Genomic DNA, 26,348 nt, shown 5'->3' with positions numbered 1-26,348 from the left:
AATAACAATGTGAGGCTGATTCGGCTGTTCGAGCCTTTCGCCTATCAGTCCTCCAGTACAATCGCGTGAACGTGGCGGCCGTAATCGGCCTCCTTGCGGTGGGTCGAGCGGCGGTAGCTGAAGAAGCTGTCTTCGTCGGCGTAGGTGCAAAGGTCGACATCATCGACCATCAGGATGCCCGCGCCATGCAAGCGTGCATGGATGTAGCCCGGCAGATCGAACATGGCGTGACCGTGCCGCGACGCGGACGAGAAGAAACGTTCGTTATCGGCGCCGGCCTCCTGAAAGCGCGCGACGAACTCCATGCCGACTTCGTAGTTGCGCTGCCGGAGCATCGGACCGAGCCCGACAACGATGTCGCCACGCGACGCACCCTGGCCCTCCATGGAATCGATGGTCGCTTCGAGTACGCCGCCGAGCGCCCCCTTCCAGCCTGCATGCGCCGCACCGATCACGCGCGCCTTGGGGTCGACCATGAGCACCGGCGCGCAATCGGCTGTGGTGACGCCAAGTGCGATGCCTGGCACCTTGGTCACCATCGCATCGCCCTTCGGCCGCACGGTGAGCGGCCAGGGCTCGGTTGCGACGACGACGTCCGGCGAATGGATCTGGTGCAGCGTGAGGAGCTTTTCCGGCGGCACATCGAGTGCAGCCGCCATCCGGCGCCGATTTTCCTGGACTTTGTCGGGTTCGTCCTGCGAGCCGATTCCGCCGTTCAATCCCGCATAGATCCCGGACGAAACGCCCCCGGCGCGGGTGAAGAATGCATGACGAATGCCCGGCACGCTCGAGAGCAACAGCGACTCAACCGTCATTCATTCGCCTCCGACGCGTCCACATCGTCCTGCTGACCATCTGACAGCCCTGGCAGGATTCTCAAGTCCGGATGCGACACGCCGAGCACTTTGAACAGTGCGCCCATTCCACCGCGGCCGGTTCCCGTCAGCCGCTTCAGCGCCGATTGAATGTCTGCCGCAACCTGCGGGTTCGCCTTGCTCATCAGCGTGGCCGCGCGCGTCTCGATGCCGAGGCGCCGCAGAAACTCGCCTTGCTCGACCGGCCCATGCAGCCGCGCCCCGGCGTCTTCGGCACCGAGAGCCAGCGCCTGAAAATCCACATGTGCCGTCAGGTCGGCCTGCCCCGGACTGCGCAGCGGGTCTGTGAAGCTGTGACGGGCGATTGCCTGGAAGGTGTCACCAGCGTCGCTGCGCACATGGCCGTAATCGATGATCAGCGCTGCGCCGCCATGGTCGCGCAGGCGGCGGGCGATGCGCATGATTTCCTGTGTCGGACGCCACTCGAAGATCGCACCGATCGGCGCGGCACGCACCAGCGGCGGCAGCAACAGGTCGAAGTGCTTGAGCGGCTCCGGCGCCGCGCCAAACACGAGCTGCCCGCCCTCGGAGATATCGACCACACGCTCATGCCAGCCGTGTTGCCGGCGGATCACCTGGTGAACGGGCAGCGCGTCGAAGTACTCGTTCGCGAATACGATGGCTGGCCCTTCGCCGATGCCGTCGATGCGGTCATGCCAATTGATGGGGAGCTTCGCGCCGCCCAGCGCCTCCCTTTGCCGGTCGACCAATGCCGGGTTGATCTCGACCAGATCGATCGTCACCGCCTCATGGAAATTCGGCAGCACGCGGATCGCGCGCAGCATATCGGCCATCATGGTGCCGCGGCCGGGGCCAAGTTCGATGAGCCGCACCGGCTCCGGCATGCCCATCGACTTCCAAACTGCCGCGGCCCAGAGGCCCAGCAATTCGCCGAACATCTGACTGACTTCCGGCGCGGTGGTGAAATCACCCTCACGGCCCAACGGGTCGCGAGTCATGTAATAGCCGAACTGGGGATGCGTGAGGCAGAGTTCCATGTAGCGCGACACCGGCATGGGACCGGCCGACCTGATCAACTTGCGGATTTCCGCGGCAGCGGACGGATAGGCGCTCACGACTGGGTCCAAGCTATGTTCGCAGCATGTCTTGCCTCAAACCGGCATCCATTTTTGCCGGACGGAAGGAAGGCTAGCGTGCGGCCTCGCCGGTTCGAGGCCGAACCAAAGTCCATAGCATAAAAGCCGCGCCCACGGCGATCATCGGCAGCGACAGCAGCATGCCCATGGTGAGACCTCCCCACAGGAAACCGAGCTGTGGGTCCGGCTCGCGGAAAAATTCACTGAAAATTCGCGCAAGGCCGTAAAGCACAGCGAAGGTGCCAATGATCAGACCCGGCCGTTGCAACGCACCACGGCGGATCATCAGCGCCAGCACGACCAACAGCAGGACGCCCTCAAGCGCCGCCTCATAAAGCTGGCTCGGATGCCGCGGCAGCGGGCCGCCGGTCGGGAACACAATCGCCCACGGCACATCGCTCACTCGGCCCCACAATTCACTGTTGATGAAGTTCGCCAGCCGGCCGAGCAGCAGACCGATCGGACCGACTGCGCAGGTGATGTCACCGAGCGAGAGCACCGGTACCTTGTTGAGCCAGCCGAACAGCAGCACCGCAACGACGCAGCCGAGAAAGCCGCCGTGGAACGACATGCCGCCTTGCCATAGCTGAAGGATCTCGAGCGGGTGCTGGATGAAGTGGTCGAGATTATAGAACAGCACATAGCCGGCGCGACCGCCGAGAATGATGCCAAGCGTCACCCAAAGCACGAAGTCGTCGAACTGCGTAACCGAGATTGGCGCGGGCCCGCCCCAGAATCTGTCGGTGCGCAGGATTTTGCGCGCATAGAGCCAGCCGAGAAGAATTCCGACGATATAGGCGAGCGCATACCAGCGCACGGCGAACGGACCGAGGCTGATGGCGACCGGATCGAATTTCGGAAACGGCAGGGCAAGGAAGGGCATGCGGGTCAGATGGTCCTGGTGTGCATGATGAAGGAGTCGACCGAGCCAGAATCTCTGCCCCTCATGCACGCTGAAGTTCAGGCTCGCAAGGATTCTGCTGTGTGACAAGCAACGGAGTGCCGCCAGTGCACCGGATTTGGCGCTCGATCTGCCTTGCCGCGAGCCTCGGTACGAACCTCCAATCCAAAAGCGCACCGGCTACTTAAGGTTGCTGGTGTCGCTCTTGATTCGAGCGCTCGCAGACCAGTCGCGACGGCGAACGTTCGAACCGGGACTTTAGCCGCTTGAACAATGGCCTGCCGATCGCCATTGTCATGAGGACTAGTCCAGTAGGCGCTTGCGGCAGGAGATCGGTCCGATGACCCAGACCAGCAACCGGTTTTTTGACGAGATGGCGCGACTTGTGAACGACGCGACCGGCGCAGCACAGGGTTTCAAGCGCGAGGTCGACACCGTCGTCAAGCATCAAGCCGAGAAATTCCTGAACGACATGGACGTGGTGAAGCGTGAGGAGTTCGAGGCCGTGAAGGAAATGGCGCGGATCGCGCGCGAGGAGAACGACGCGCTGAAAGCGCGGATCGATGCACTCGAGGCCAGACTCAACGGCAGCCCGCGTGCTTGAGAGGCCCGTGATCGAGCCCTCCTGACGAGGCCGACGATCGACATCGTTGCCCTAGACGTTAACAGCTATTAACGTTATCGGTGCCTTTCACAGGCTGGCGGAGCGGTTACCGCTCGACCGACTGACGGACGGGGACCGTTGCAGCGTTGTTCAGGCATCTGACCAGCCGTTATTCCGCATCAGCCAAGCGCGTTCGCGCTTCGCGCGGACGCACTGCGCTGGCATTGCTGGCGATCGCCTTTGCCGCGGGTGGCTGCGTCACCGATCAGCGCATGAACTCGTTTGCGCAAGGAAGCAGCGCGACCGTCACCTTTGATTCCGTCGATGGGCCGCCACCGCAGGTTTTCGAGCGTTTCGTCGAGGCACTAAGTACCGAGGCGCAGGCGAAAGCGCTGCCGATCGTGTCGCGAGACGGAACGGCCACCTATCGGGTGCGGGCCTATCTGGCGGCGCAGGTCATCCGCGGACGGACGACAATTGCCTGGACATTCGACGTCTATGAGGCGGGTCAGCAGCGCGCCCTGCGGCTGACCGGCGAAGAGGTGGCCGGCAAGCCGGGACGGGACGCCTGGATGCTCGCGGATGCCGCTTTGCTGCGTCGGATCGCGCAAAACGGCATAGCCGGCATGGCCGACCTCATGAACGGAATTCAGGCGCCGGAGCCGCCGGCTGCCCCGGCGACGGGCGGCGGGCCTGCAATCGCGGAGGCCCCGATACCGCCGCCTTCCGGAGCGGCTGACTCGCAAGGTCCGACCACCCTCGCGTTCCAGCGCGAATAGGCACACTTGGCGGCAAAAACGTCTCGATTTAGCGCAGGAAAACAGCTGCGGCATATTGCCTTTGGCTGCCCCTCCTTGATATCACGCTGGCGCAATCGCGCGAAAACCGAGGCTTGTTCCAAAGCCAGTCAAGGCGGCTGTCATGCTGAACAATGCATCCACCGGTTTGCAGGATAAAACAGTGACGTCGGCGAAAAACGGCGACATCAAGCTCGTCGCAGGCAATTCCAATCCGGCGCTCGCTAATGCGATCGCCGCACATTTGCGCATTCCGCTTACCAAGGCGATCGTCCGCCGCTTTGCGGATATGGAGATCTTCGTCGAGATCCAGGAGAACGTTCGCGGCTCGGACGTGTTCGTGCTGCAGTCCACCTCCTATCCCGCCAACGATCACCTGATGGAGCTGCTCATCATCATCGACGCGCTTCGCCGCGCGTCAGCGCGGCGGATCACGGCGGTCATTCCCTATTTCGGTTACGCGCGACAGGACCGTAAAGTTGGCTCCCGCTCGCCGATTTCCGCGAAGCTCGTCGCCAACCTGATCACCAATGCCGGCGCCGACCGCGTGCTGACGCTCGACCTCCACGCCGGACAGATCCAGGGCTTCTTCGATATTCCGACGGATAACCTCTATGCGGCGCCGATGATGGTGCGCCACATCAAGGAGACTTTCGACCTCGCGAACGTGATGGTGGTGTCGCCGGACGTCGGCGGCGTCGCGCGAGCGCGAGGACTCGCCAAGCGCATCAACGCGCCGCTGGCCATCGTCGACAAACGGCGCGAGCGTGCCGGCGAGTCCGAGGTCATGAACATCATCGGCGATGTCACCGGCCACACCTGCATCCTGATCGACGACATCGTCGACTCAGGCGGCACACTGGTGAACGCTGCCGACGCCCTGCTCGCAAACGGAGCCAAGGACGTCTACGCCTACATCACTCACGGTGTGCTGTCCGGCGGTGCGGTGGCGCGCATCACCGCCTCGAAGCTGAAAGAGCTTGTCATTACCGATTCGATCCAGCCGACCGAAGCTGTCCGTGTCGCGCGCAATGTACGCGTGCTGTCGGTCGCGACTCTGATCGGCGAAGCGATCGAACGCACCGCTGCCGAAGAGTCGGTTTCCAGCCTGTTCAATTGAGCAGGGTGCCACGCACTCCGCTTCAACCTTCCCCTTGAGCGCAGCATTGAAGCGTATCGGACTCTTAGAAGTCGCAACGAACTTGGTGTGCTCCCTCTCCCCGGTGGAGAGAGGGACTTAGGCTGAGCGCGCAGTTGCTCTCACTCATCTCACACGCATGACGCGAAGAATCACGCCGCCGTCTGCTCCTGCTTGAGCCGACCGATGTTCGCCATTGTCGCCCAGCAGGCGTTGGCGGCCTCTGCACCCTTCACCACGAAGTGTTTGTGGAAGAACTCCGCATGGGTTGCGTGCTCGTGGAAGTGCTGCGGGGTGAGCACCGCCGACAGCACCGGCACCTCGGTCTCGAGTTGCACGCGCATCAAGGCGTCGATCACCGCACCTGCCACGAACTCGTGGCGATAGATGCCACCGTCGACGACGAAGCCCGCAGCGACGATCGCCGCATAGCGACCAGTCTTCGCCAGCAACTTGGCTTGCAGCGGAATCTCGAAGGCGCCGGGAACATCAAACACATCCACCTGCCACTCGGAAAAGCCCTTTGCCGCCATCTCCTTCATGAACGGGAAGCGACACTGATCGACGATGTCGCGGTGCCAGCCGGACTGGATGAAGGCGATCCGCTGTCCGGAGATGGGCTGAGACGACGATGAGTTTGGATTAGCAGTCAGCTGATTCATGGATTTCCTCGTTGGGACCAGAATCAGGGCACACGGGCCAGCAATGCCGCGCACGGGTATGAGAACACCCGTTGCGGCCAGTCTTTCCCGCTCTCTTCCATCCGGACTTTGACCGTCGGCTTCGGAATTGCACCGAATCTGCTGACCCTGCCGGCTCTTGCGTCCGGCTAGGCGCTCGCGGGCTTGGACGGCCGCAAGACCGTCGTTACCGCCGGTGGGGACTTTCACCCCGCCCTGAGAACGTTACCGCCACCATCGGCGGCCCGATGATTATGGCGGCCAAATTGTGGAGGACAAGTTCTGAGCCATCCGCAAATAAGGCCGGCCTATGGCGCCAGCGCATGCATCCGCGCATCCCGAGCAACTCCCTCCGCCGCTGCAAGCGCCCTTTTTTTGCCACTAACGAACAACTTCCCGCTAAAAGTTGGCCGCAAAAGCACCATCGGTAGAATTTTATGTGGCAGCCTATGTATTGCGTACATCATAGTCCGAGAACTTGTACGGACGGACTCGCATGAGGCGAATCCGATTCCGTTTTGTTCTCATCAGGAATTCGACGCGGCGTCCTTACTTGTGGATGCTGAGTCACAATCTTCCGTTTGCTTGTGGAATGGGCCGCGTCGCGGTTGCACGGATTCCGCAAATCACATCACTTGATCTCCGCAAGCTTCGGTCGACCACGGCAACCGCCAAGGGCGTCTGGCAACGCCGCGCCTCGCGATCGGTGAAAGCAGTCAAGCTTGCAGCGTGCGTATCCAACAGCTTACGAACATAAGGTCGACACGGCATGTCCCTGATCGAATTCATCAGCGATTCCGCGCCTCATCCCTTGCAGGTGGTGGAAGACGTCGCCTCGGTCAATTCGTGGGCATTCGAGCGCTCGGGCGATGACGAGATCACCATTCTCGTCAAAGGCCGCTGGTCTGATTATCAGATCTGCTTCACCTGGATGCGCGAGATTGAAGCGCTGCATCTCGCCTGCTCTTTCGACATGAAGATTCCGGAAGCGCGTCGCGCGGAAGTGCAGCGATTGATTGCAATGGTGAATGAGCAACTTTGGGTCGGCCACTTCGATATCTGGATGCAGTCCGGGCTGATCATGTTCCGTCAAGCGCTGCCGCTGAACGGCGGACTGACCGCGACCACCCTGCAATGCGAGGCGATGCTCAGTGGCGGCGTCGATGCCAGCGAACGCTATTTTCCGGCGATCCAGTTCGTCGTCTGGGCTGGAAAGACCGCGCGCGAGGCGATGGAAGCCGCGATGTTCGATACCGAAGGCGAGGCCTGATTGCCGCACCTGACGCTTCAAGTACGTTGGATCGATTTACCCTGCGTGAAGCATCCTTGCTGATTTCATCGGATCGCCTGCGGCAGCGCGCTTGAACAGGCAAGTCCCTCGTCATACCCAATCCGGAACATGCCTCGCTTGTTTCGGTTTGAAAGCCGCAATCAGAAATTGGCGTCGCGACGGCGTTTCGCCGCACGCATGTCGAAGGCCGTGACCGTATGGTTCTGCTTCGCGCTCATCGGGCTCGCAATCGGCATGGTGGGCTTCCTCGTGCTCGAGCGCATGTCGTTCGTCGATGCCTTTACCAATTCCGCGATGATCCTGTCGGGCATGGGCGATTTCAGCTCGGCCAAGACAACTCCCGGCAAGATCTTTCTCGGGGCCTATTCGATATTTGCCGGCCTGTTCGTTCTGGTCGCCGCCGGCGTGGTTCTGGCACCGATCTTTCATCGCGTGCTGCACAGCTTCGATGCGGCCTCGCGCAACGATGAATAAGAGAGCCCGTGCCGCGACGACAGGTCGATGAGATGACTTCCAGATAGCTGTTCCAGCCAGCCGCCACCGGGAGTATTTCCCGCTACATTGATCTCAGACGATTCCTCGGCGACAGTGCGCCCGACATCAAATCTCGACGGGACGACAGATGACCAAGGACACCGCACAGGCGCTGACTGCTGTTCCCGGCACGATCCTTCTGGCCGGTGCGGGGAAGATGGGCGGCGCAATGCTGACAGGCTGGCTGAACGCGGGTGTCGCGCTCGGCCGCATCGCCGTGATCGAACCACACCTCTCGGACGATCTCCGCGCGCTCGCCGCACTGGACCTCCGTATCAATCCAACCAAGGACGAGACAGGGCCGCTCGCTGCTTTGGTCGTGGCAGTCAAACCACAGACCTTCGGCGAAGCGGCCGCCCTGCTTAAGACATTTACGACGCCTTCGACGCTGGTCGTCTCGATCATGGCGGGCGTGACGATCGACAAGATCAGCGGCGGCTGCGGCGGCGCGGTGGTTCGGGCCATGCCCAATACGCCGGCAGCGATCAGCCGCGGAATGACGGTGGCCGTCGCCGCGCCCTCCGTCAGCGCCGATCAGCGCGTGTTCGCGGACGCGTTGTTGCGTGCAACCGGCGAGGTCGAGTGGGTCGCTGACGAAGCGTTGATGGATGCGGTGACGGCGGTTTCAGGATCAGGTCCCGCCTACATTTTCCTGCTCGCCGAAGAGCTCGCGCAGGCGGGCGTCGCGGCGGGGTTGCCGGCCGATCTCGCCACCAGACTGGCGCGCGAGACCGTGGCCGGCTCAGGCGAACTCCTGCGCCAGTCGGATCTCGATGCCGCAACCTTGCGCAAGAACGTGACGTCGCCCGGCGGCACCACCGCGGCCGCGCTCGAAGTGCTGATGGGCAAGGATGGCCTCAAGGACCTGATGACCCGTGCCGTCGCCGCGGCGACAAGGCGCTCCAGGGAGCTCGCAGGCTGAGCCGCGTTGTCAGTCGCAGCGGACAATTACACTGGCACACGTACCGTTGCGCGCAGGCCGCCCATCGGGCTGTCGCCGAGGAAGATATCGCCGCCGTGAGAGCGAGCGATGTCGCGGGCGATGGCGAGGCCCAGTCCACTGCCGCCTTCGTCCACGTTTCGCGCCGCGTCGAGCCGGAGGAACGGCTTGAAGACCTCTTCGCGCATGTTCTGCGGGATGCCCGGGCCGTCGTCGTCGATCGCCACCGTCAGCCAGCGATGATCGCGCTGACCGTGGATGACGATCGCGTCGGCATGACGGACCGCGTTCGAAACAAGATTTCCGACGCACCGTTTGAAGGCCGCCGGCTTGACGATCACGACCGGCTGGCCGGTGAAGGTGACCGTCACCTTGTGCCCCTGCCGCTCGGCCTCGCTGCGCAGCTCATCCAGCAGCACGCCGATATGGGTGGGCGCAGCCTGTTCGCTGGAGTCGCCGCGGGTGAAGGCCAGATAGCCTTCAAGCATGCCGTTCATCTCGTCGACGTCCTTGCGCATCGCCTCGACTTCCGGGCTGTCGCCGATCAGTGCCAGCTCGAGCTTGAAGCGCGTCAGGATGGTTCGCAAATCGTGCGACACGCCCGCAAGCATCGCTGTGCGCTGTTCGATCGAACGCTCGATGCGGGTCTTCATCTCGATGAATGCTAGTGCGGCCTGACGGATTTCACGCGCGCCGCGCGGACGGAAGCCCGGCGCCTCCCGCCCCTTGCCAAAACTCTCGGCGGCATCGGCAAGCCTCACGATCGGCCTGATCTGATTGCGCAGGAACAGCACGGCGACCGTCAGCAGGACCAGCGAGGTACCTATCATCCAGAACAGGAAGATTTCCGAGTTCGAGGCATAGGCCGCACTGCGTTGGGCGAACACCCGCATTACCGCATCGTCGAGCTTGATCCGGATTTCCACCAGCGATGACCGGCCGACCGTATCGATCCAGAATGGCCGGCCGACGTTCTGGCTCAATCGAACCGACAGCGTCTGATCGAGCAGCGAGAAGAACGGCCTCGGCCCGGGAGGCGGCATGTCGGTAACTGGCAGGAAGTCCACGACGAGACCAAGCCGGTGCTGTGCAACATATCGCAGCCGATCCTTGTCCTGCGGATACATGCTGTAGATATCCATCAGCGCCGCGATATCCTGCACGACGACGGTGGAGAGCCGGCGCGTCACCGTGTTCCAGTGCCGTTCCATAAACACCAACGCAATCACGGACTGCAGCAGGACCATCGGAACGATGATGATGAGAAGCGCGCGGGCATAGAGCCCCTTCGGCATCCAATCCTTGAACGCCTGCCCAAGCCAGTCGTTCGCACTGGCGACATGACGCGAAGCGGTGCGGATCAACGTCGTGCGGGTGTCGAGCGTGCTCATCGCGCTCAGCAGCGTTTGACGGCGGGTTTCACGGCGATGCCACCAGGCGGTAGCCGATTCCGCGTACGGCCTGAATGAACAGCGGATTGGCGGGATCGCGCTCGATCTTGCGCCGCAGGCGGTTCACCTGGACGTCGACCGCGCGCTCGTTGACCGAGCCGCCGCCGGCGAGCGCCAATCGCGGCACGGTTTCTCCCGGCGTCGCGCACAGGACGCGCAGCATCTCGCGCTCGCGGTCGGTCAGCCGCACGACTTCCTCACCCTGTCGCAATTCGCCGCGTTCGAGATGAAATACGTATGGACCGAAGCTGATGGAGTCCGCTGCGGGCGGTGGCTCGGGTGCCGCCCGCTTGAGAATGTTGCCGATGCGCAGCACCAGCTCGCGCGGTTCGAACGGCTTGGCGACGTAGTCGTCGGCGCCGATCTGCAGGCCTTCAATGCGGCTGTCCGCTTCGGCGCGTGCCGTCAGCATGATGATCGGCACGTTCGACGACTGGCGGATCGAACGGGCGAGATCGAAGCCGCTTTCGCCCGGCATCATCACGTCGAGGATCAGGAGATCGAAATGCAGGCCGGAGAGTTTCGCGCGGGCGTCCGACGCGCTCATGGCCGTGGTCACGCGATAGCCCTCGCCAGCGAGAAAGCGCGACAGCAGATCACGGATGCGCCGGTCGTCGTCGACGAGCATCAGGTGCGGCGCGTCGTCGGCGAGCTCCGCTCTGACAGGAACAGCGGTCAAGATATCGCTCACCTTAAGGTCACCTCGTGGTGTCGCGCGGCCCCGAACGGGCGCCGCCAAGCACGATCTGCAGCACTTTGTCCGGATCGTCGTGGTCGATCATGGCGCGCAAAAATCGCCGAACTGTGTCTGCCCCGGCCGGATCGAGCCCCTTGAGCGCCGCAGTGATGCGATCGGTCTGCAGGCCTGCGAGCTTCGCGACCAGAGCCTCGCCTTTGGGCGTCGCAAACAGCAGGCGCTGCCGTTTGTCGCTCTCGCCAGCCCGCTGGACGATGTAGCCCTCGTCGATCAGCTGCTTCAGCACACGACCTAGCGATTGCTTGGTGATCCGCAGGACGTCCAGGAGGTCCGCCACCTTCAGTCCCGGATAGCGGTGGACGAAATGGATCACCCGATGGTGGGCGCGGCCGAAGCCGAACTCCTTCAGCACGTCATCAGCATCGCCGACGAAGTCCCGATAGGCGTAGAACAGCAATTCGATGATATCCCAGAGCGGCTCACCCGACCGGGTCGGTTGTTCAGCCGGGCGCACGGAGCCCGTGCCCTTCAAATTTATGTCAGTCATGTTGACATAATTTCGGTCGAGTGTTACAAAAATCAGGACTGAAGCGAAATTTTCGTTCGCGGCGCCGTATCGACGAGTGATCGATCCAGGCGCATCGGCGAAACGCCTTGGCGAAGTGATTACCGCTGCGATTGTCGGTCGGCATTTCGCGAAACATACTGGGAATAAGGTTTGGACGCAAAACGGGCCGCGCGCCACGGACGGCGCCGACCGGAGCCGGGAGAAAGACCATGCTGTTCCGACAGCCGGGAAGCACGGAGATGAACTTGAAATTCGAAATCCAGCCCACGAGCAAGCCCACGTCCGAGAAGGACCGCACGGCCAAGCTGGTGGACCCGGGCTTCGGCCGGATTTTCACCGATCACATGGCGATCGTCCGCTACGATCAGGCGAAGGGCTGGCATGGCGCGCGCATCGAATCCCGCGCGAATTTCCCGCTCGATCCGGCACTGGCCGTCCTGCACTATGCGCAGGAGATTTTTGAAGGCCTCAAGGCCTACAAGCGCGACGACGGCGGCGTGAACCTGTTCCGCCCCGATGCCAATGCCCTCCGCTTCAAGAGTTCGGCCGAGCGCATGGCCATGGCGCCGCTGCCCGAGCCCGTGTTCATCGAAGCGGTCGAGCAGCTCGTGCGCATCGACCGTGCCTGGATTCCGGGCGGCGAAGGCAGTCTCTACCTGCGGCCCTTCATGATCGCGAGCGAGGTGTTTCTCGGCGTGAAACCTTCTGCCGAATACATCTTCGCGGTCATCGCCTCGCCTGTCGGCTCCTATTTCAAGGGCGGACCTGCGCCGGTGTCGATCTGGGTATCGGAGAACTACACGCGCGCCGCGATCGGCGGCACCGGCGCCGTCAAGTGCGGCGGCAACTACGCTGCGAGCCTGCGCGCCCAGGCCGAGGCCATCGAGCACGGTTGCGATCAGGTGGTGTTTCTCGACGCGGTCGAGCGCCGTTACGTCGAGGAGCTCGGCGGCATGAACGTCTTCTTTGTATTCGACGACGGCTCGCTGCTGACGCCGCCGCTCGGCACAATCCTGCCGGGGATCACCCGCGATTCGATCATCGCCCTCGCGAAGGATTCCGGCACACCCGTGCGCGAGGAAGCCTACACGATCGACCAGTGGCGCGCCGATGCCGTTAGCGGGAAGCTGAAAGAGGCTTTTGCGTGCGGAACGGCGGCCGTGATCTCGCCGATCGGCAAGGTCTGTTCCGTGAACGGCGATTTCCTCATCAGCGGCGGCGCCGCCGGCCCCGTCGCCATGGGGTTGCGCAAGAAGCTTGTCGACATCCAGTACGGTCGCGCGGCCGACCCGCACAACTGGATCAGAAAAATCCTGTAAGTGGCGACGGACTCCGCCGCTTCCGTAACATTCGCTTCTCTCTCGTTAGCGCAGGGCTGAAAGCGCCCGCGTGCGCCACGTCGCGCCGCGGTCAGGCGGTCGTCGCTTCGACGCATCCTTTTGGAGGCATGCCATGGGAGTTTCTTTCGACAAGGTCGACGGTATCATCTGGTTCGACGGCAAACTTGTGCCGTGGGCGGAGGCGAATGTTCATGTGCTGACCCATGGCCTGCATTATGCAAGCTGTGTGTTCGAGGGCGAACGCGCGTATGGCGGCGAGGTGTTCAAGAGCAGGGAGCATTCCGAGCGGCTGAAGCGCTCGGCGCAGATCCTCGACTTCGAGATTCCCTATTCGGTCGCCGAGATCGACGCCGCAAAACAACTGGTGATCGAGAAGAACAACCTGCCAGGCGCCTATCTGCGGCCCATCGCCTGGCGCGGCTCGGAGATGATGGGAGTGTCGGCGCGATCCAATACGATCCACCTCGCGATCGCATGTTGGGAATGGCCGAGCTATTTCGATCCCGTGGAGCGGCTGAAGGGTATCCGCATCGACATGGCCGAGTACCGTCGACCCGACCCGCGCACGATCCCCGCGCTGGCGAAGGCGGCGGGCCTCTACATGATCTGCACCATCTCCAAGCATGCAGCCGAACGCAAAGGCTATGCCGACGCTCTAATGCTCGACTGGGAAGGTCGGGTCGCCGAATGCACCGGCGCCAACATCTTCTTCGTCAAGGAGGGCAAGCTGCACACGCCGATTGCCGACTGTTTCCTCGACGGTATCACGCGGACGACGGTGATCGACCTGGCGAAGAAGCGCGGCATAGAGGTCATCGAACGCCGCATCATGCCGGAGGAGCTCACCGGCTTCTCAGAGTGCTTCATCACCGGCACGGCCGCCGAAGTCACACCGGTGTCCGAGATCGCCGATTGGAAATTCACGCCGGGCGCGGTCTCCAAGCGGCTCATGGATGACTACACGTTCGAGGTGCAGCCGAAAGGCCGGAAGGCGGCGTAGCGCGAGACGTCTACGCTTGGGCCACGCCGCTTCGCTTGGCCGGGACGACAAAAAGATCTAGCTCGCGCGGCGCGCCATATAGAGATGCGTCTCGTAGTTCATCTCGAACTCATCGCCATGCGCAACAATTTCCTGGGCGATATCGGCGATCAGCTTCTCGCGCGTGACGGCTTCCATCATCTGATGATCGGAGCGCGTATGAAGAAACGCGACATAGCTCGACGACGTAAACAGCCTGTTCCAGGCAAAGCTCGCGTGAACGGTGGGTTCGAACAGTTCCGACTCGGCGAATAACTGCGCGATCGGCCCGCTCGGCAGATACCAGCGTTCGGGCGGACTCGTTTCCGGAAAGCCGTGCGCTGCATAAACCCGTCGAAATTCAGCAAGCAGCGCCGCGTCAAGCCCGACCGGAACGTTGCCGAAAACCGCCAATGTGCCCCTCGGCGCAAGCACCTCGGCGGCCTTCACGAAGCGTACGTCAGGCGCAATCCAATGAAATGCCTGCGCCGAGGCGACCAGCTTGAATGCGGCCGACCGCGGCGGCCACGCTTCGAACGTCGCCTGGACGAATTCAATGCTGTGGAAGCTTGCGAGAGTCTGGCGCGCGACGCGCAGCAACTCGGCGCCCGGGTCCAGCGCCAGGACGCTCAACCCCTGACGCGCGAAACCCCGCGTCGCCTGCCCCGTTCCGCATCCGAGCTCAAGGACGGCATCATCGTGGGCAAGATCGGCGAAGTTCGCGATCTCGTCGAACAAGGCTTCCGGATAGATCGGACGCGAGGTGCCGTAGAGATCGGCCGTCCTGTCAAACGAGAACCGTTGCTCCACGCAGATGTCCCTTCGTTTGCTGCGGGAGGAGCCTAGCACCTAGAGCTGGCTCGCCTCCAGCCAGAACACCTCGCCTTCCGATTCCTCCGTGTCGAGCCAGAGGAACGGCATCCTCGGATAGGCCGCCTCAAGCGCCGGGCGGCAGCGGCCGACCTCGCACAACAGGCCGCCGTCATCGTCGAGATGTGCCCCGGCGTCACTCAGGATACGGCGAACCAGGGCGATGCCGTCGGCGCCCCCGTCGAATGCCATCTTCGGTTCATACGCGCATTCGCGCGGCAGGCCAGCCATGCCTTCCGCATCCACGTAGGGCGGGTTGGAGATGATGAGGTCGTAGCGTTCGCCGCCGAGCGCCGTGAACAGGTCACCCTGCACGAGACGGATCCGTCGCTCTAGCCCATGGTCCATGACATTGCGTCGGGCTACGGCGAGTGCGTCGGCCGAAAGATCGGCGGCGTCGATCACGGCGTTCGGAAATGCGCGGGCGGCGAGGATCGCCAGACAGCCCGAGCCGGTACAAAGATCGAGCACGCGCGTCACCGTTGCGGGGTCGCGCAGCTGCAAGCTGGCTTCGTCGCCAAAATGATCGTCGAGGATCTCGCCGATGAACGACCGCGGCACGATCGTGCGTTCATCGACGTAGAACGGCAGCCCGCGCATATACATCCGATTGAGGAGGTAGGCGGCCGGCTTTCGGGTGCGAACGCGCTGCTCCACCAGCTCGCGGATCTTGGCACTGTCGGCTTTCGTGACCCGGCGATCGCAGGCGTCTTCGATGGCGTCAGGGCGGAGACCCAGCGTTTCGCCGACGATGAACGCAGCCTCCGCCACCGGATCGGTCGTGCCGTGCGCAAACACCACGCGCGCTTTCCTGAGACGGCTGGCGGCAGTCCGGATGTGATCGAGGACCGTGGCCGGTTGGGTTTTGGCGACAACCGACTTGATCGGCTTCTTCTTTGCCTGCCTCACCTTCGCCGCGGAGGTCGGCGCGGCGCGGCGCGAAACCTTTTTTGCAGTCGCGGCCTTGCGACGGGCGACTTTCGCCGTCTTCGCCATCAGGATTTCGTCCAGCGTGCCGCCGCTGCGTCGTCTTCTCGCGTCGCCTCCACCCACCGCGCTCCGGACGCGCGCTCCTCGCTCTTCCAGAATGGCGCGGCCGTCTTCAGGTAATCCATCAGGAACTGCGCTGCCTCGAATGCCGCCGCGCGATGCGCCGACGCGGTGAGCACCATCATGATGTTCTCGCCGGGCATGAGCCGACCATAGCGGTGGATGATCGTCAGCCCGGTCAGCGGCCAGCGCGCCAGCGCCTCGTTGGCATGGCGCGCGATCTCCTCCTCGGCCATGCCGGGGTAGTGTTCTAGCGTCAACGCCGAGATGGCACCCTCGCCCTCGCCGCCGCGGCAGATACCGACGAAATTGACGACCGCGCCGATGTCGGTGCGCCCGCGCGTCAGCGCGGCGGTCTCGGCGGCAACGTCGAAATCGCTGGTCTGCAGGCGGATGGTGACGGGAGCGCTCATGCGCGCCTTATATCAGCTCTCAGCCGCCGGTCATCGGCGGAAAGAATGCGATTTCCTTCGCACCGCGGATCGCCGTCTCCGGTTTGACATGCACCTTGTCGATCGCCGCACGGATTACGCCGGGCTTTTCGAAGGCATGAGCATATTCCTCGCCGCGCGAGGCGAGCCAAGCGATCAGGTCCGCGACCGTCGCCGCCGACGCCGGCGGCTCGACGCTTTCCTCGGCCTTACCGATACGCTCGCGAACCCAGGCGAAATAGAGAACGCGCAAACCCTCACTCCGACATGATGTGATGCGCGCCCGCACGGAAGTAGTCCCATCCCGTGTAGAGCGTGACAATCGCTGAAATCCACAGCAGCGTGATGCCGATCTGCGAGGTCCATGGCAGGATCTCGTCGCCCGCTTCACCTGCGATCAGGAAGCCGATGGCGACGAGCTGGACCGTCGTCTTCCATTTCGCGAGCTTGGTAACGGGCACGCTGACGCGCAGTGCGGCGAGATACTCGCGCAAGCCAGACACCAGGATCTCGCGGCAGAGAATGATGATGGCCGCCCACAGCGTCCAGCCGCGGATCGTTTCGTCCATCGCCAGCATCAAGAGACAGGACGCCACCAGCAGCTTGTCGGCGATCGGATCCAGCATCCGGCCGAAGGCCGATTGCTGGCCCAGGGTGCGGGCATAGTAGCCGTCGAGAAAGTCAGTCACGCCGGCCGCGATAAAGATCGCCAGCGCCACCCAGCGCAGCCAGAGCGGGCCGCCGTGCACCGACTGGGCAAACAGGCAGGCAACCACGACCGGGACGGCCGCAATCCGCGAATAGGTCAGAATATTGGGCAGCGCCAGAGACCGATCGACCGGCGCCCGGGTGACCGTGTCTTTCATCCGTCCTACCAATACGTCTCCACCGCCGCGGTCAACTTTCACAAGGTCTATCACGGCTCATGCTCCAGAACGAAGGCCACACATCGTTGCCTACCGACCCATTCCGCTGCCTCAAGGGTTAACCCGCCGCAGAATGAAAAAACTCGTAGATTCTACGTGCACTCTCGGCGCTGATTCCCGGAACTTTCGCAAGGTCCGCAACCGAGGCATGCTCGATCGCTTTCAGGGTTCCGAAGTGATGCAGCAAAGCACGTTTACGTGACGGCCCGATGCCAGCTATCTCCTGCAGGCCTGCCTCACGGATGCCCTTATGCCGCAGCTTGCGGTGCGATCCGATCACGAACCGATGCGCCTCGTCGCGCATCCGCTGGATGAAATAGAGAACCGGGTCGCGCGGCTCGAGTTTCAACGGCGGCCGGTCCGGCAGGAAAATTGTTTCCTTACCGGCGTCACGCTCCGGCCCCTTGGCGACCGCGATCAGCGGCACGTCGGCGAGCCCCAGGGTCGTGAGGATCTCCCGGGCAGCGCTGAGCTGGCCCAGGCCGCCGTCGATCACTACGAGATCCGGCCATTGCGGTGCGTCGTCCTGCGGCGCCGTGTCCTCCGCTACGGTCGCAGCATCCGGCGTTGCTTGTGCAGTCGCTGGCGGCGCCGGCTGTTGCGCGCGCGGCGCGTCGTTGAGAAGCCGCTTGAAACGGCGTTCGAGCACCTCGCGCATCATCGCGTAGTCGTCGCCGGGCGTCAGCGCTTCGGAACGGATGTTGAACTTCCGGTACTGGTTTTTCGCAAAGCCTTCGGTGCCCGCGACGATCATCGCACCGACCGCGTTGGTGCCCTGGATATGGCTGTTGTCGTAGACCTCGATCCGCTTCGGTACGCGCGGCAGACCGAGCGTCACGGCCAGCGCCTGAAGCAAACGCATCTGCGACGACGAGTCGGCAAGCTTGCGGCCGAGCGCCTCTCGCGCGTTCGCCAGCGCGTGGTTGACGAGATCGCGCTTCTCGCCTCGTTGCGGAATGCTGACCTCGACCTTCACGCCCGCCTTGGCGGTAAGCGCCTCGCTCAGCAGTTCGCGCTCGTCGATCTCGTGCGAGAGCAACACCAGCCGCGGCGGCGGTTTGTCCTCGTAGAATTGCGCGAGGAACGAGCCGAGCACCTCAGCCGCCGAGAAGCTACGGTCGGCACGCGGAAAATAGGCGCGATTGCCCCAGTTCTGGCCGGTGCGGAAGAAAAACACCTCGACGCAGGAATAGCCGCCCTCCTGATGGATCGCGAACACATCGGCTTCCTCGAGCGTGCGCGGATTGATGCCCTGCTGGGCCTGCACAGCAGAGAGCGCCGCCAGCCGGTCGCGATAGAGCGCAGCACGCTCGAACTCCAGACCGGCGGATGCCTGCTCCATCTCGCGCGCAAGCTGCTCCTTCACGGCACGGCTACGGCCGGACAGAAAGTCCTTGGCCTCGCCCACGAGCTCCGAGTAGCCGGTGAAGTCGATCTCGCGCGTGCATGGGCCCGAGCAGCGCTTGATCTGGTACAACAGGCATGGCCGCGTCCGGCTTTCGAAGAAGGCATCGGTGCAGGAGCGAATGAGGAATGCACGCTGCAGAGCAGTGATCGTTCGCCCAACTGCGCCGGCAGATGCGAACGGACCGAAATAGCTGCCGGGCCGCGTCTGAGCGCCGCGATGCTTGAGGATCTGCGGCGCCCAGTGATCACCCGTCAAAAGGATGTACGGAAACGACTTGTCGTCGCGCAGTTGCACGTTGAAGCGCGGCCGAAGCTGCTTGATGAGATTGGCTTCGAGCAGCAGCGCTTCGGTTTCGGTGGCGGTCGAGACGATCTCGACATTCGCGGTGGCCGCAATCATGCGGGAAATGCGGATGGCGTTGCCGGTCGGGCGCGCATACGAGGCAAGACGCTTGCGGACGCTCTTGGCCTTGCCGACATAGAGCACGTCGCCGGCGGCATTCAGCATCCGATAGACGCCGGCCGAGGCCGGCGCGAGCCGCACCGCGCGCGCGATCGCTGCCCGACCGAAAGCGAGAGTTCCTTCCTCGACAGGCTCGACGGGCTCATCCTGGGATTCCGGCAGGCGCGCCTCGTCGTCCTCCTCGACGGCCGTGGTCGCAGGATCGATGTCGCCGGCAGTCCCGTTTCTCTCAAACGACTGCTCGTGCGGGGTCTTAGGGTCGTCAGTGCTCTCGTTCATCGTCCCCAAGTTAAGCGCATGCAATGGCTGCGGCCAGACGCCGACTACGCCTCTTCCGCAGGATTTTTTACCAAAAAATCACCATGTTCGGACGCCACTGCTGACGGTTTCTGGAGAGTGTCGAGGGACCACCAGCGCGCCCTTGCGCCCGACACTGCAAGTAAAACTCTCTTAACGACGATCGTGCGCCGCTCTCGCCGGCTTAATGGATGCTTAACTTAAAACTCTCGATAAATTTTAGCCATGACAGCAGGGAGCTCGGAACAACTTCGAACTCCGAGCGCCCCAACGCACGTCAAATTGAGGCTCACGGGGCAGGGTTCCAGAGGAAGTAAGAAGTAACATGCGTATCCAATTCACCGTCGCGATCGCGCTTGTGTTGATCGGTGTCACGTCCGCACAGGCGGCCGACCCCTACGGCTATCGCGCCCCCTACACGGTGGAGCAACCGCTGAACGGCTACAGCTGGGCAGGCCCCTATGTCGGCGGCAACATCGGTTACGCGTGGGGCGACGTCTCCCAGAACAGGGCAGAACCGTCAGGCCTCAACGGCGGCGTTCAGGGCGGCTACAACTGGCAGTTCGGTCAATTCGTGCTAGGCGGCGAAGTGGACATCCAGGCAAGCGGCGCCAGCGATACCTTCGCGGCATGGAAATTTTCCAATCCATGGTTCGGCACGCTGCGTGGTCGCGCCGGCTTCGCTATGAATAATATCCTCATCTACGGCACTGGCGGTCTCGCCTTCGGTAGCGTCCGCGCCCAGGTGCTGAACCTCACCGAAACCAACACAACCGCGGGCTGGACGCTGGGCGCGGGTGCCGAGATCGGCCTCACGCAGAACTGGTCGGTAAAGGCCGAATACCTCTACGTCAGTCTCAACGAGAACCATTTCATGGTGACCGGCATGCCGAACAGCTATGATTTCAGCGTCGTGCGGTTTGGCGTGAACTACAAGTTCTGATCCGCGTAGCTGGTGGACGAGAATCCCGGATTTGTCCGGGATTATCTTGCATCGGCAATGCGCAGCAGGTGCAGCGGACTTAAGGCGATATCACGAGATTCACCGCCTTCGGTCCCTTGCCCTTCTTGTCGGGCTCGACTTCGAAGGTTATCCGCTGTCCCTCGTTCAGTCCCTTCAGTCCCGCTCGCTCGACTGCCGTGATGTGAACGAATACATCGCGCCCGCCATCATCCGGCTTGATGAAACCGTAGCCGCGTTCGCCGTTGAAGAACTTGACTGTCCCCGTCATTGCCATCGGGAAACTCCTCCCCGTCATGCTTTGCCGCGCGCCCCCCGCGCAACGGCACGACCGGACATCACTCCCGGAAAGCATCGGCAACAGGGCTGTTTCCTGCGGCGAAACCGTGCGTGCGCCGGGAGACATCCAAAGCCTTGTCACTCCGCCGCGATCATTTGCGAAAGCGGAACGTAAAGCCAGCCATGCGGCAAAACATAATACGGTTGTGCGCGGGCGACTATGGGTGACATCATTTTTTTGTGAGGCCGGTTGGCGCACGCTCGGCGCGCGGCCGGCACACTCAAGGATTGTAAGCGCCTATCCGGAAGCGTCCCCGTCCCTCGGTGCCCAGAGCCGTGACGAGAGCAGGCGCGACTGCCGCCATCTCCCTCTCAAGCGTCCAAGGCGGGTTGACGACGATCAGTCCCGCGGCCGTCAGCCCGTCCGTACGCACTGTGCTGCCGGTCTGGAATTCGATTGCCAGGTATCGTTCGGCCAGCGCTTTGCGGGCGGACGCGTTTGCGGACACCTGGCCTGACACCAGCACGTCCGCCACGCGCTGACCAAGCTGGCCCGCGGCGCGGGCATCCTTGAGCGGATACCAGAGCATGAAAATTCCAGTCGGCCACTTGGCGAACGCGGACTTGAAGCCGGACGCGAGGCGGTCGAACTCGTCCGCCTGCTCGAACGGCGGATCGATCAGCACGACGCCGCGCCGCTCGTGTGGTGGCACGTAGGCCGGCAACGCGGCCCAACCGTCGATCTTGACCACCCGTGCCTGCCGGTCGCGGCGCAGCGCAGCGACGAGCTCGGCATGCGCGCCAGGTTCGAGTTCGCAGGCCGTCATCCGGTCCTGCGGCCTGAGCAGTGCCCGGGCGATCAGCGGCGACCCGGGATAGACCGTGAGGTCCCCGTCGGCGTTGTAGGATCGGACGATGTCCAGATACGGCTTGATCAAGCCTGCTGCGGTCGCATCGAGCTTGGCCTCGAACAGCTTCGCAATGCCATGCCGCCACTCACCGCTGCGCCGGGCCTCGTCGCCGGTGAGGTCGTAGCGACCCGCGCCGGCGTGGGTATCGATCAGACGAAAGGCCGACGGCTTCTCGTGCAGGTAGCCCAGCACGCGCGTCAACACGATGTGTTTGACGACGTCGGCAAAGTTGCCGGCGTGGAAGGCGTGTCGGTAATTCATGGGCAGCGCTGTAACACGAATGCAGGGCGATCAGCGATCTCCTCGCAGCCGGCGCCGCGCGGCAGCTTTGCGGGTCAGCCACCGCGCATCGGCGGCATGACGATTTTCTCGCGCCGGCAGGCCCTGCGATCGACTTCATCACAGGCGCGGAATTGCAGGTCCTTGTTCACGCAGATGCGCACTTCGGTGAGGCGCCGCGCATCGCAGGTGACGGAGATGGCCGACGCGCTGAGGCCGGGATTGGCCGTGATGAAGGCGTCTTCGACGTCACCCGGCGTGACCATCTGATAGTCGGCGAGGTCGATGAACGGCTCGGGGATCTTGATCGCGGCGCGCGCCTTGCGGATGGTCTCGAAATACGCGCGCTGCTGCAGGCCGGAGCATGTCCCGTGCTTGTCCCACTCGTTGTAGATCAAGCCGGGAGCAGGCATCAGATCAAGCATCGAGGAGACGATACGGCGGTCCAGGCGAGGCGAAGGCTGCTGACAATAGCTCGGGAAGCCTCGCTCATATTGCGGCCAGAGCCCGTGCACGACGAACGAGTAAGGCCGCCCGCCACACTGGAGCTGGTGCGACCGGCTGAGCCGGCCCCGCTCGTGCGCTGCCGCGCAGTAGGAGGGCGACCACGACAGGGCCAGCACGTAGAAGTCGAACTCGCCCGGGCTGTTTTGCCGCCGATCCTGTGCGCTCGCCGTGCCGGCTGCGACGATCGCCGACATCACGACCGCAAGCCTGACCAGCCCGCACCAGAGAACGCGCGACATGAAAACAGCCCCGACGCAACCTATCCGAGAGGCACTAAACATGCTGCCCGGAACATTTCAAGAACAAACTGTGTGTTGGAACAAAGGCGCCGCCTCAGGGGCGCGCCATGCGACAGGCTGGGTTGAACGCCCAATTGCGATCGAGTCCGACCACGCAGAACTCTACGCCGGGCCAGATGCCTGCGAAGCCGCCGTCCTCTATGACGGAAAAATTAACCGTCCGGACCTTTCCATCGCTGATCGTCGCCCGCGCTGTGCAGAAGCGGCGCGGAATGTTGTCCGACTCCCAGGGTCGGAAGGCGATTTCGCGAACGTTTGCGAACTCGAGAATCTGCAGGCTCGAATTCCAGAACTTGCTTTCCTTATCGGCGAAGTTCTTGGCGACCTTGCCCAGCATGGCCTCACATGGCGGTACCACGCTGTCGTAGCGCGGCCCCTCGAGCCAGAAGTTCTTTTCCCACAGATTGGCCGCGTTTGCAGGGCCGGAAGCGGCCGACAGCACGGTCGCGATCAGCACGAGGAGGCAGGCGGTCAGCAGATTTCGTCGCGGCATTTGGTACACCGAGTCAGTTTATCGGACGGTGCCGCTGCGCCGCCCCCGGGTCAAGTGCAGCAGGGCCACAGTCGTCAAGCGACGAGACGAAAACCGCCTGCGCGTGGCTTTCCCTTACCCGCCGGCCACACTAGAATCCGCCACTGAATCGCACCGGAGAACGACATGCAGGTCAATCGTCGCGCCCTTCCCCTTGCCGGCCTTGCGGCCATCTGCCTTGCGGTGTGCGTGTCGAGCCCGGCGAACGCATTCCTGGACACGGTGCCCCCCTTCAAGGGCAACGACACCGGCGGCATCATCGCCTGGACCCTGGCCGGGGAGATCGACGCGCGAAGGCTCGCGGTCGACCACTGCGCGCGCTACGGCAAGCTCACGAAGCGGCTCGCCACGCAACGCCGCTACGGCGGATACATTTCGTTCGCCTGCGTCTGGCCTCGGGCGGAACGTCCGATTCACGTCCTGCGGGTCAGATACTGATCCTGCACGCGAAACGCGTCGATCAGACCCATCGCATTGCCAAGGCCGGCGGATTTGCACCGCAGCACGAGGGCTGCAGGCTTGCGTCCGCGGGCATGCGCGCGTCTAATCGTGGCACCGAATGACCCGAGGGGCCATAGAATGGTGCGAGCAGGGCTTGCCGCCGCAGCGGTGTTGTCGATCTCGCTCGGCGGATTGCTGCCCGCCAGCGCGGCAGAACTGCCGATCCGGCGCCCCGGCCTCTGGGAGATCAAGATCAAGCTGACCGGCGGCGCAGCGCCGACCGCGATGATGCATCATTGCACCGACGAGTCGACCGATCGGCAAATGAGCACGATGTTCAATCCGCTTGCCCCTCACCACTGCCCAAAGAGCGATATCCAGAAGCACGCCGAGCACTACACGATCGACGCGGTCTGCCGCATCGACAACAAGACTTTCGCCGTGCATGCCGATGTGACCGGCGACTTTCAGACGAGCTACACGGTGGCCGCCGAAAAAAAGATACAGGACGAACCGGACAGCGCGCCGGTCGTCTCCAATGTGACGCTCGAAGGCAGGTTTGTCGGCGCCTGTAAGCCGGATCAGAAGCCCGGCGACGTGATGATGGCCGGAGGCATGAAGATCAACATCAAGGAAATGGAAGGCTTCAAGAATCTGCGGAAGCAATAGCCTCGCCTCAAGTCCCGCAAAACAAAAAAAAACGCCCGCCGAAAAGGCGGGCGTTTTCATGTTTCGGGTCCGCCGGATCAGGCCTGCGGCTGCGGCGCGACGTCACCGCCGGGCTCAGGCCGCGGCCGGTTCTTGGTGCTCGGCACCGCCGACGAACGCGGCCCGGTTGGCTCGATGATCGACTCGCGGTTCGGCTTCTTGCCGTTCAGCAGGTCGGTGATCTCGTCGCCCGTCAGGGTCTCGAACTCGAGCAGGCCCTTGGCAAGGCTCTCCAGGTCATCGCGCTTCTCGGTGAGAATTTGCGTTGCTTCCTGATAACCTTCCTCGACAAGACGGCGGATCTCCGAGTCGATCTTCTGCGAGGTGGACTCGGAAATGTTCTGCTGCCGCGATACCGACATGCCGAGGAACACTTCGTCCTGGTTCTCGCCATAGGCCACGGTGCCGAGCTGGTCCGACAGGCCCCAGCGTGTCACCATCATGCGCGCGAGCCGCGTCGCCTGCTCGATATCCGAGGCAGCGCCCGAGGTGACCTTGTCCTTGCCGAAGATCAGCTCTTCGGCCACGCGCCCGCCCATCATGATGGCGAGGCGCGAGGTCATCTGCTCCAGCGACATCGACAGCTTATCGCGCTCCGGCAGCTGCATGACCATGCCGAGCGCGCGTCCGCGCGGAATGATCGTCGCCTTGTGCACCGGATCGGTCGCCTTGACGTTCAAAGCCACGATCGCATGGCCGCCCTCATGATAGGCGGTCAAAAGCTTTTCTTCCTCGGTCATGACGAGCGACTTGCGCTCGGCGCCCATCATCACCTTGTCCTTCGCATCCTCGAATTCGCTCTGCGTGACCATGCGCTTGTTGCGCCGCGCTGCCATCAGCGCTGCCTCGTTGACGAGGTTCATCAGGTCGGCACCGGAGAAGCCGGGGGTGCCTCGGGCGATGGTCTTCAGGTTGATATCGGGCGCGAGCGGCACCTTGCGGACGTGAACCTTCAGGATCTGCTCGCGGCCGACGACGTCCGGATTCGGCACGATCACCTGCCGGTCGAAGCGGCCGGGACGCAGCAGCGCCGGATCGAGCACGTCGGGGCGGTTGGTCGCGGCGATCAGGATGATACCTTCGTTGGCTTCGAAGCCATCCATCTCGACGAGCAACTGGTTCAGCGTCTGCTCGCGCTCGTCGTTGCCGCCGCCGAGACCCGCGCCGCGATGACGGCCGACCGCGTCGATTTCGTCGATGAAGATGATGCACGGTGCATTCTTCTTCGCCTGCTCGAACATGTCGCGCACGCGCGACGCACCGACGCCGACGAACATCTCGACGAAGTCGGAGCCCGAAATGGTGAAGAACGGCACGTTGGCTTCACCGGCGACCGCACGCGCGATCAAGGTCTTGCCGGTGCCGGGAGGACCGACCAGCAGCACACCGCGCGGAATGCGCCCGCCAAGGCGCTGGAACTTGCCGGGGTCTCGCAGGAACTCGACGATCTCCTGCAGATCCTGCTTGGCTTCATCGACGCCGGCGACGTCCTCAAAGGTGACGCGGCCGTGCGCCTCCGTGAGCATCTTGGCGCGCGATTTGCCAAAACCCATGGCCTTGCCGGCGCCGCCCTGCATCTGCCGCGACAGGAACACCCACACGCCGATCAGCGCGATGAATGGGAGCCAAGAAACCAAGAGCGACACGAACCACGGGACGTTGTCGCCCTGCGGCTTCGCCGTGATGGTTACCTTGCCGTCGTACAGGCGCTTGACCAGCGTCGGATCGTTGGGCGCGTAGGTCTGGAAGCTGCCGCCAGTGGTGTAGGTCCCGTGAATCTCCGGCCCCTGGATCACGACGTCGCGCACCTTGCCAGCGTCAATGTCGGAAAGAAGCTGCGAGAACGGAATATCCTGCGACGAGGTCCGCTGACCCGGGTTCTGAAAAAGCGTGAACAGCGCCAGCAACAGCAGGACAATAATGACCCACAGGGCGAAATTACGCAGATTGGCGTTCATCGGGCTTCCTTCATGGCCGCGCGCCGCGCGGCCTTGGTCCGGTGTCCTTGAACCGGCTCGGGTTTTTTGTTCGGCCGGACGGCTGGTGGCTGGCGGGT

29 protein-coding genes and 1 riboswitch are annotated in these 26,348 nt (G+C 63.1%); of the genes, 11 read left to right on the top strand and 18 right to left on the bottom strand.

Annotation, left to right across the window (positions count from 1 at the left end):
- Positions 1–44: 44 nt before the first annotated feature.
- The 3 genes from pgeF to lgt form a co-directional block, all read right to left on the bottom strand.
- A complete protein-coding gene (gene pgeF, locus RCO31_RS15020) occupies positions 45–815 on the bottom strand; it encodes a peptidoglycan editing factor PgeF (protein ID WP_308969213.1) in 771 nt (256 codons plus the stop codon).
- Positions 812–1,891, bottom strand: a complete 1,080-nt coding sequence (locus tag RCO31_RS15015) for an SAM-dependent methyltransferase (RefSeq protein ID WP_308969307.1) — start codon at positions 1,889–1,891, stop codon at positions 812–814. Before RCO31_RS15015 ends, pgeF begins: the two co-directional genes overlap by 4 nt.
- Positions 1,892–2,024: 133 nt before the next feature.
- The gene (gene lgt, locus RCO31_RS15010; protein WP_308969212.1) at positions 2,025–2,855 is read right to left on the bottom strand and encodes a prolipoprotein diacylglyceryl transferase; all 831 of its coding nucleotides are present in this window, start codon (positions 2,853–2,855) and stop codon (positions 2,025–2,027) included.
- Between the two features lie 358 nt (positions 2,856–3,213).
- On the opposite strand from lgt, the gene RCO31_RS15005 reads away from it, so the two are divergent.
- The 3 genes from RCO31_RS15005 (at position 3,214) to RCO31_RS14995 (ending at position 5,394) form a co-directional block, all read left to right on the top strand.
- Positions 3,214–3,477: an accessory factor UbiK family protein gene (locus tag RCO31_RS15005; RefSeq protein WP_308969211.1), complete on the top strand. Its 264-nt coding sequence runs from the start codon at positions 3,214–3,216 to the stop codon at positions 3,475–3,477.
- 146 nt (positions 3,478–3,623) lie between these two features.
- Entirely contained in the window at positions 3,624–4,256 is a 633-nt protein-coding gene (locus RCO31_RS15000; protein WP_308969210.1) for a hypothetical protein, read from the top strand.
- Positions 4,257–4,398: 142 nt separating this feature from the next.
- On the top strand, positions 4,399–5,394 hold the full coding sequence (locus RCO31_RS14995) for a ribose-phosphate pyrophosphokinase (protein WP_308969209.1): 996 nt from the start codon (positions 4,399–4,401) through the stop codon (positions 5,392–5,394).
- Positions 5,395–5,564: 170 nt separating this feature from the next.
- Here RCO31_RS14995 and RCO31_RS14990 read toward each other — a convergent pair whose 3' ends face one another.
- A complete protein-coding gene (locus tag RCO31_RS14990) occupies positions 5,565–6,074 on the bottom strand; it encodes a 6,7-dimethyl-8-ribityllumazine synthase (protein WP_308969208.1) in 510 nt (169 codons plus the stop codon).
- An 85-nt stretch (positions 6,075–6,159) separates the two neighbouring features.
- Positions 6,160–6,320, bottom strand: a riboswitch (FMN riboswitch).
- A gap of 541 nt (positions 6,321–6,861) precedes the next feature.
- On the opposite strand from RCO31_RS14990, the gene RCO31_RS14985 reads away from it, so the two are divergent.
- The 3 genes from RCO31_RS14985 to proC all read left to right on the top strand — a co-directional run bounded on the left by RCO31_RS14985 (position 6,862) and on the right by proC (position 8,839).
- Positions 6,862–7,362: a YbjN domain-containing protein gene (locus RCO31_RS14985; protein ID WP_308969207.1), complete on the top strand. Its 501-nt coding sequence runs from the start codon at positions 6,862–6,864 to the stop codon at positions 7,360–7,362.
- Positions 7,363–7,560: 198 nt separating this feature from the next.
- A complete protein-coding gene (locus RCO31_RS14980) occupies positions 7,561–7,857 on the top strand; it encodes a hypothetical protein (protein ID WP_308969206.1) in 297 nt (98 codons plus the stop codon).
- 148 nt (positions 7,858–8,005) lie between these two features.
- The gene (gene proC / locus RCO31_RS14975; protein WP_308969205.1) at positions 8,006–8,839 is read left to right on the top strand and encodes a pyrroline-5-carboxylate reductase; all 834 of its coding nucleotides are present in this window, start codon (positions 8,006–8,008) and stop codon (positions 8,837–8,839) included.
- Positions 8,840–8,865: 26 nt separating this feature from the next.
- On the opposite strand, the gene RCO31_RS14970 is transcribed toward proC, so the two are convergent.
- The 3 genes from RCO31_RS14970 to RCO31_RS14960 all read right to left on the bottom strand — a co-directional run bounded on the left by RCO31_RS14970 (position 8,866) and on the right by RCO31_RS14960 (position 11,552).
- Positions 8,866–10,248: an ATP-binding protein gene (locus tag RCO31_RS14970; RefSeq protein WP_308969204.1), complete on the bottom strand. Its 1,383-nt coding sequence runs from the start codon at positions 10,246–10,248 to the stop codon at positions 8,866–8,868.
- Between the two features lie 28 nt (positions 10,249–10,276).
- The gene (locus tag RCO31_RS14965; protein WP_308969306.1) at positions 10,277–10,936 is read right to left on the bottom strand and encodes a response regulator transcription factor; all 660 of its coding nucleotides are present in this window, start codon (positions 10,934–10,936) and stop codon (positions 10,277–10,279) included.
- A gap of 70 nt (positions 10,937–11,006) precedes the next feature.
- Positions 11,007–11,552 carry a MarR family transcriptional regulator gene (locus RCO31_RS14960; protein ID WP_308969203.1) on the bottom strand — a complete coding sequence of 182 codons (546 nt, stop codon included), beginning with the start codon at positions 11,550–11,552 and terminating at the stop codon, positions 11,007–11,009.
- Positions 11,553–11,812: 260 nt separating this feature from the next.
- Here RCO31_RS14960 and RCO31_RS14955 point away from each other — a divergent pair, with 260 nt between their 5' ends.
- Positions 11,813–12,892 (top strand): branched-chain amino acid aminotransferase, encoded by a 1,080-nt coding sequence (locus RCO31_RS14955; protein ID WP_308969305.1) that lies wholly within the window; start codon positions 11,813–11,815, stop codon positions 12,890–12,892.
- A 133-nt stretch (positions 12,893–13,025) separates the two neighbouring features.
- Entirely contained in the window at positions 13,026–13,913 is an 888-nt protein-coding gene (locus RCO31_RS14950; RefSeq protein ID WP_308969202.1) for a branched-chain amino acid aminotransferase, read from the top strand.
- Between the two features lie 57 nt (positions 13,914–13,970).
- Here RCO31_RS14950 and RCO31_RS14945 read toward each other — a convergent pair whose 3' ends face one another.
- The 6 genes from RCO31_RS14945 to uvrC all read right to left on the bottom strand — a co-directional run bounded on the left by RCO31_RS14945 (position 13,971) and on the right by uvrC (position 19,357).
- A complete protein-coding gene (locus RCO31_RS14945; protein WP_308969201.1) occupies positions 13,971–14,741 on the bottom strand; it encodes a class I SAM-dependent methyltransferase in 771 nt (256 codons plus the stop codon).
- A 39-nt stretch (positions 14,742–14,780) separates the two neighbouring features.
- The gene (gene prmB, locus RCO31_RS14940; protein ID WP_308969200.1) at positions 14,781–15,797 is read right to left on the bottom strand and encodes a 50S ribosomal protein L3 N(5)-glutamine methyltransferase; all 1,017 of its coding nucleotides are present in this window, start codon (positions 15,795–15,797) and stop codon (positions 14,781–14,783) included.
- Positions 15,797–16,264, bottom strand: coding sequence for a molybdenum cofactor biosynthesis protein MoaE (locus tag RCO31_RS14935; RefSeq protein ID WP_308969199.1), 468 nt, complete (start codon positions 16,262–16,264; stop codon positions 15,797–15,799). The genes prmB and RCO31_RS14935 overlap by 1 nt, the downstream gene beginning before the upstream one ends.
- 19 nt (positions 16,265–16,283) lie before the next feature.
- The gene (gene moaD, locus RCO31_RS14930; RefSeq protein ID WP_308969198.1) at positions 16,284–16,535 is read right to left on the bottom strand and encodes a molybdopterin converting factor subunit 1; all 252 of its coding nucleotides are present in this window, start codon (positions 16,533–16,535) and stop codon (positions 16,284–16,286) included.
- 4 nt (positions 16,536–16,539) lie between these two features.
- A complete protein-coding gene (gene pgsA / locus RCO31_RS14925; protein WP_308969197.1) occupies positions 16,540–17,148 on the bottom strand; it encodes a CDP-diacylglycerol--glycerol-3-phosphate 3-phosphatidyltransferase in 609 nt (202 codons plus the stop codon).
- Positions 17,149–17,266: 118 nt separating this feature from the next.
- Positions 17,267–19,357, bottom strand: a complete 2,091-nt coding sequence (gene uvrC, locus RCO31_RS14920; protein ID WP_374991486.1) for an excinuclease ABC subunit UvrC — start codon at positions 19,355–19,357, stop codon at positions 17,267–17,269.
- Positions 19,358–19,700: 343 nt separating this feature from the next.
- Between uvrC and RCO31_RS14915 the strand changes: the two genes are divergently transcribed.
- Positions 19,701–20,318 (top strand): porin family protein, encoded by a 618-nt coding sequence (locus RCO31_RS14915; RefSeq protein ID WP_308969196.1) that lies wholly within the window; start codon positions 19,701–19,703, stop codon positions 20,316–20,318.
- A gap of 79 nt (positions 20,319–20,397) precedes the next feature.
- Here RCO31_RS14915 and RCO31_RS14910 read toward each other — a convergent pair whose 3' ends face one another.
- The 4 genes from RCO31_RS14910 to RCO31_RS14895 all read right to left on the bottom strand — a co-directional run bounded on the left by RCO31_RS14910 (position 20,398) and on the right by RCO31_RS14895 (position 23,104).
- Complete coding sequence (locus RCO31_RS14910; protein WP_308969195.1) at positions 20,398–20,613, bottom strand: cold-shock protein; 216 nt, start codon at positions 20,611–20,613, stop codon at positions 20,398–20,400.
- Positions 20,614–20,896: 283 nt separating this feature from the next.
- Entirely contained in the window at positions 20,897–21,787 is an 891-nt protein-coding gene (locus tag RCO31_RS14905; protein WP_308969194.1) for a 23S rRNA (adenine(2030)-N(6))-methyltransferase RlmJ, read from the bottom strand.
- A gap of 74 nt (positions 21,788–21,861) precedes the next feature.
- Positions 21,862–22,551, bottom strand: coding sequence for a ribonuclease T2 (locus RCO31_RS14900; RefSeq protein ID WP_308969193.1), 690 nt, complete (start codon positions 22,549–22,551; stop codon positions 21,862–21,864).
- A 94-nt stretch (positions 22,552–22,645) separates the two neighbouring features.
- A complete protein-coding gene (locus RCO31_RS14895) occupies positions 22,646–23,104 on the bottom strand; it encodes a hypothetical protein (protein ID WP_308969192.1) in 459 nt (152 codons plus the stop codon).
- Positions 23,105–23,269: 165 nt separating this feature from the next.
- Between RCO31_RS14895 and RCO31_RS14890 the strand changes: the two genes are divergently transcribed.
- Complete coding sequence (locus RCO31_RS14890; RefSeq protein ID WP_308969191.1) at positions 23,270–23,581, top strand: hypothetical protein; 312 nt, start codon at positions 23,270–23,272, stop codon at positions 23,579–23,581.
- A 141-nt stretch (positions 23,582–23,722) separates the two neighbouring features.
- Entirely contained in the window at positions 23,723–24,253 is a 531-nt protein-coding gene (locus RCO31_RS14885) for a DUF3617 family protein (protein WP_308969190.1), read from the top strand.
- A gap of 77 nt (positions 24,254–24,330) precedes the next feature.
- Here the strand turns inward: RCO31_RS14885 and ftsH are convergent, their stop codons facing one another.
- Positions 24,331–26,250: an ATP-dependent zinc metalloprotease FtsH gene (gene ftsH, locus RCO31_RS14880; protein WP_308969189.1), complete on the bottom strand. Its 1,920-nt coding sequence runs from the start codon at positions 26,248–26,250 to the stop codon at positions 24,331–24,333.
- Between the last annotated feature and the right edge of the window lie 98 nt (positions 26,251–26,348).

The organism is Bradyrhizobium sp. LHD-71 (assembly GCF_031157255.1).
Taxonomy (GTDB): domain Bacteria; phylum Pseudomonadota; class Alphaproteobacteria; order Rhizobiales; family Xanthobacteraceae; genus P52-10.
This window is presented reverse-complemented; position numbering and strand designations above follow the sequence as displayed.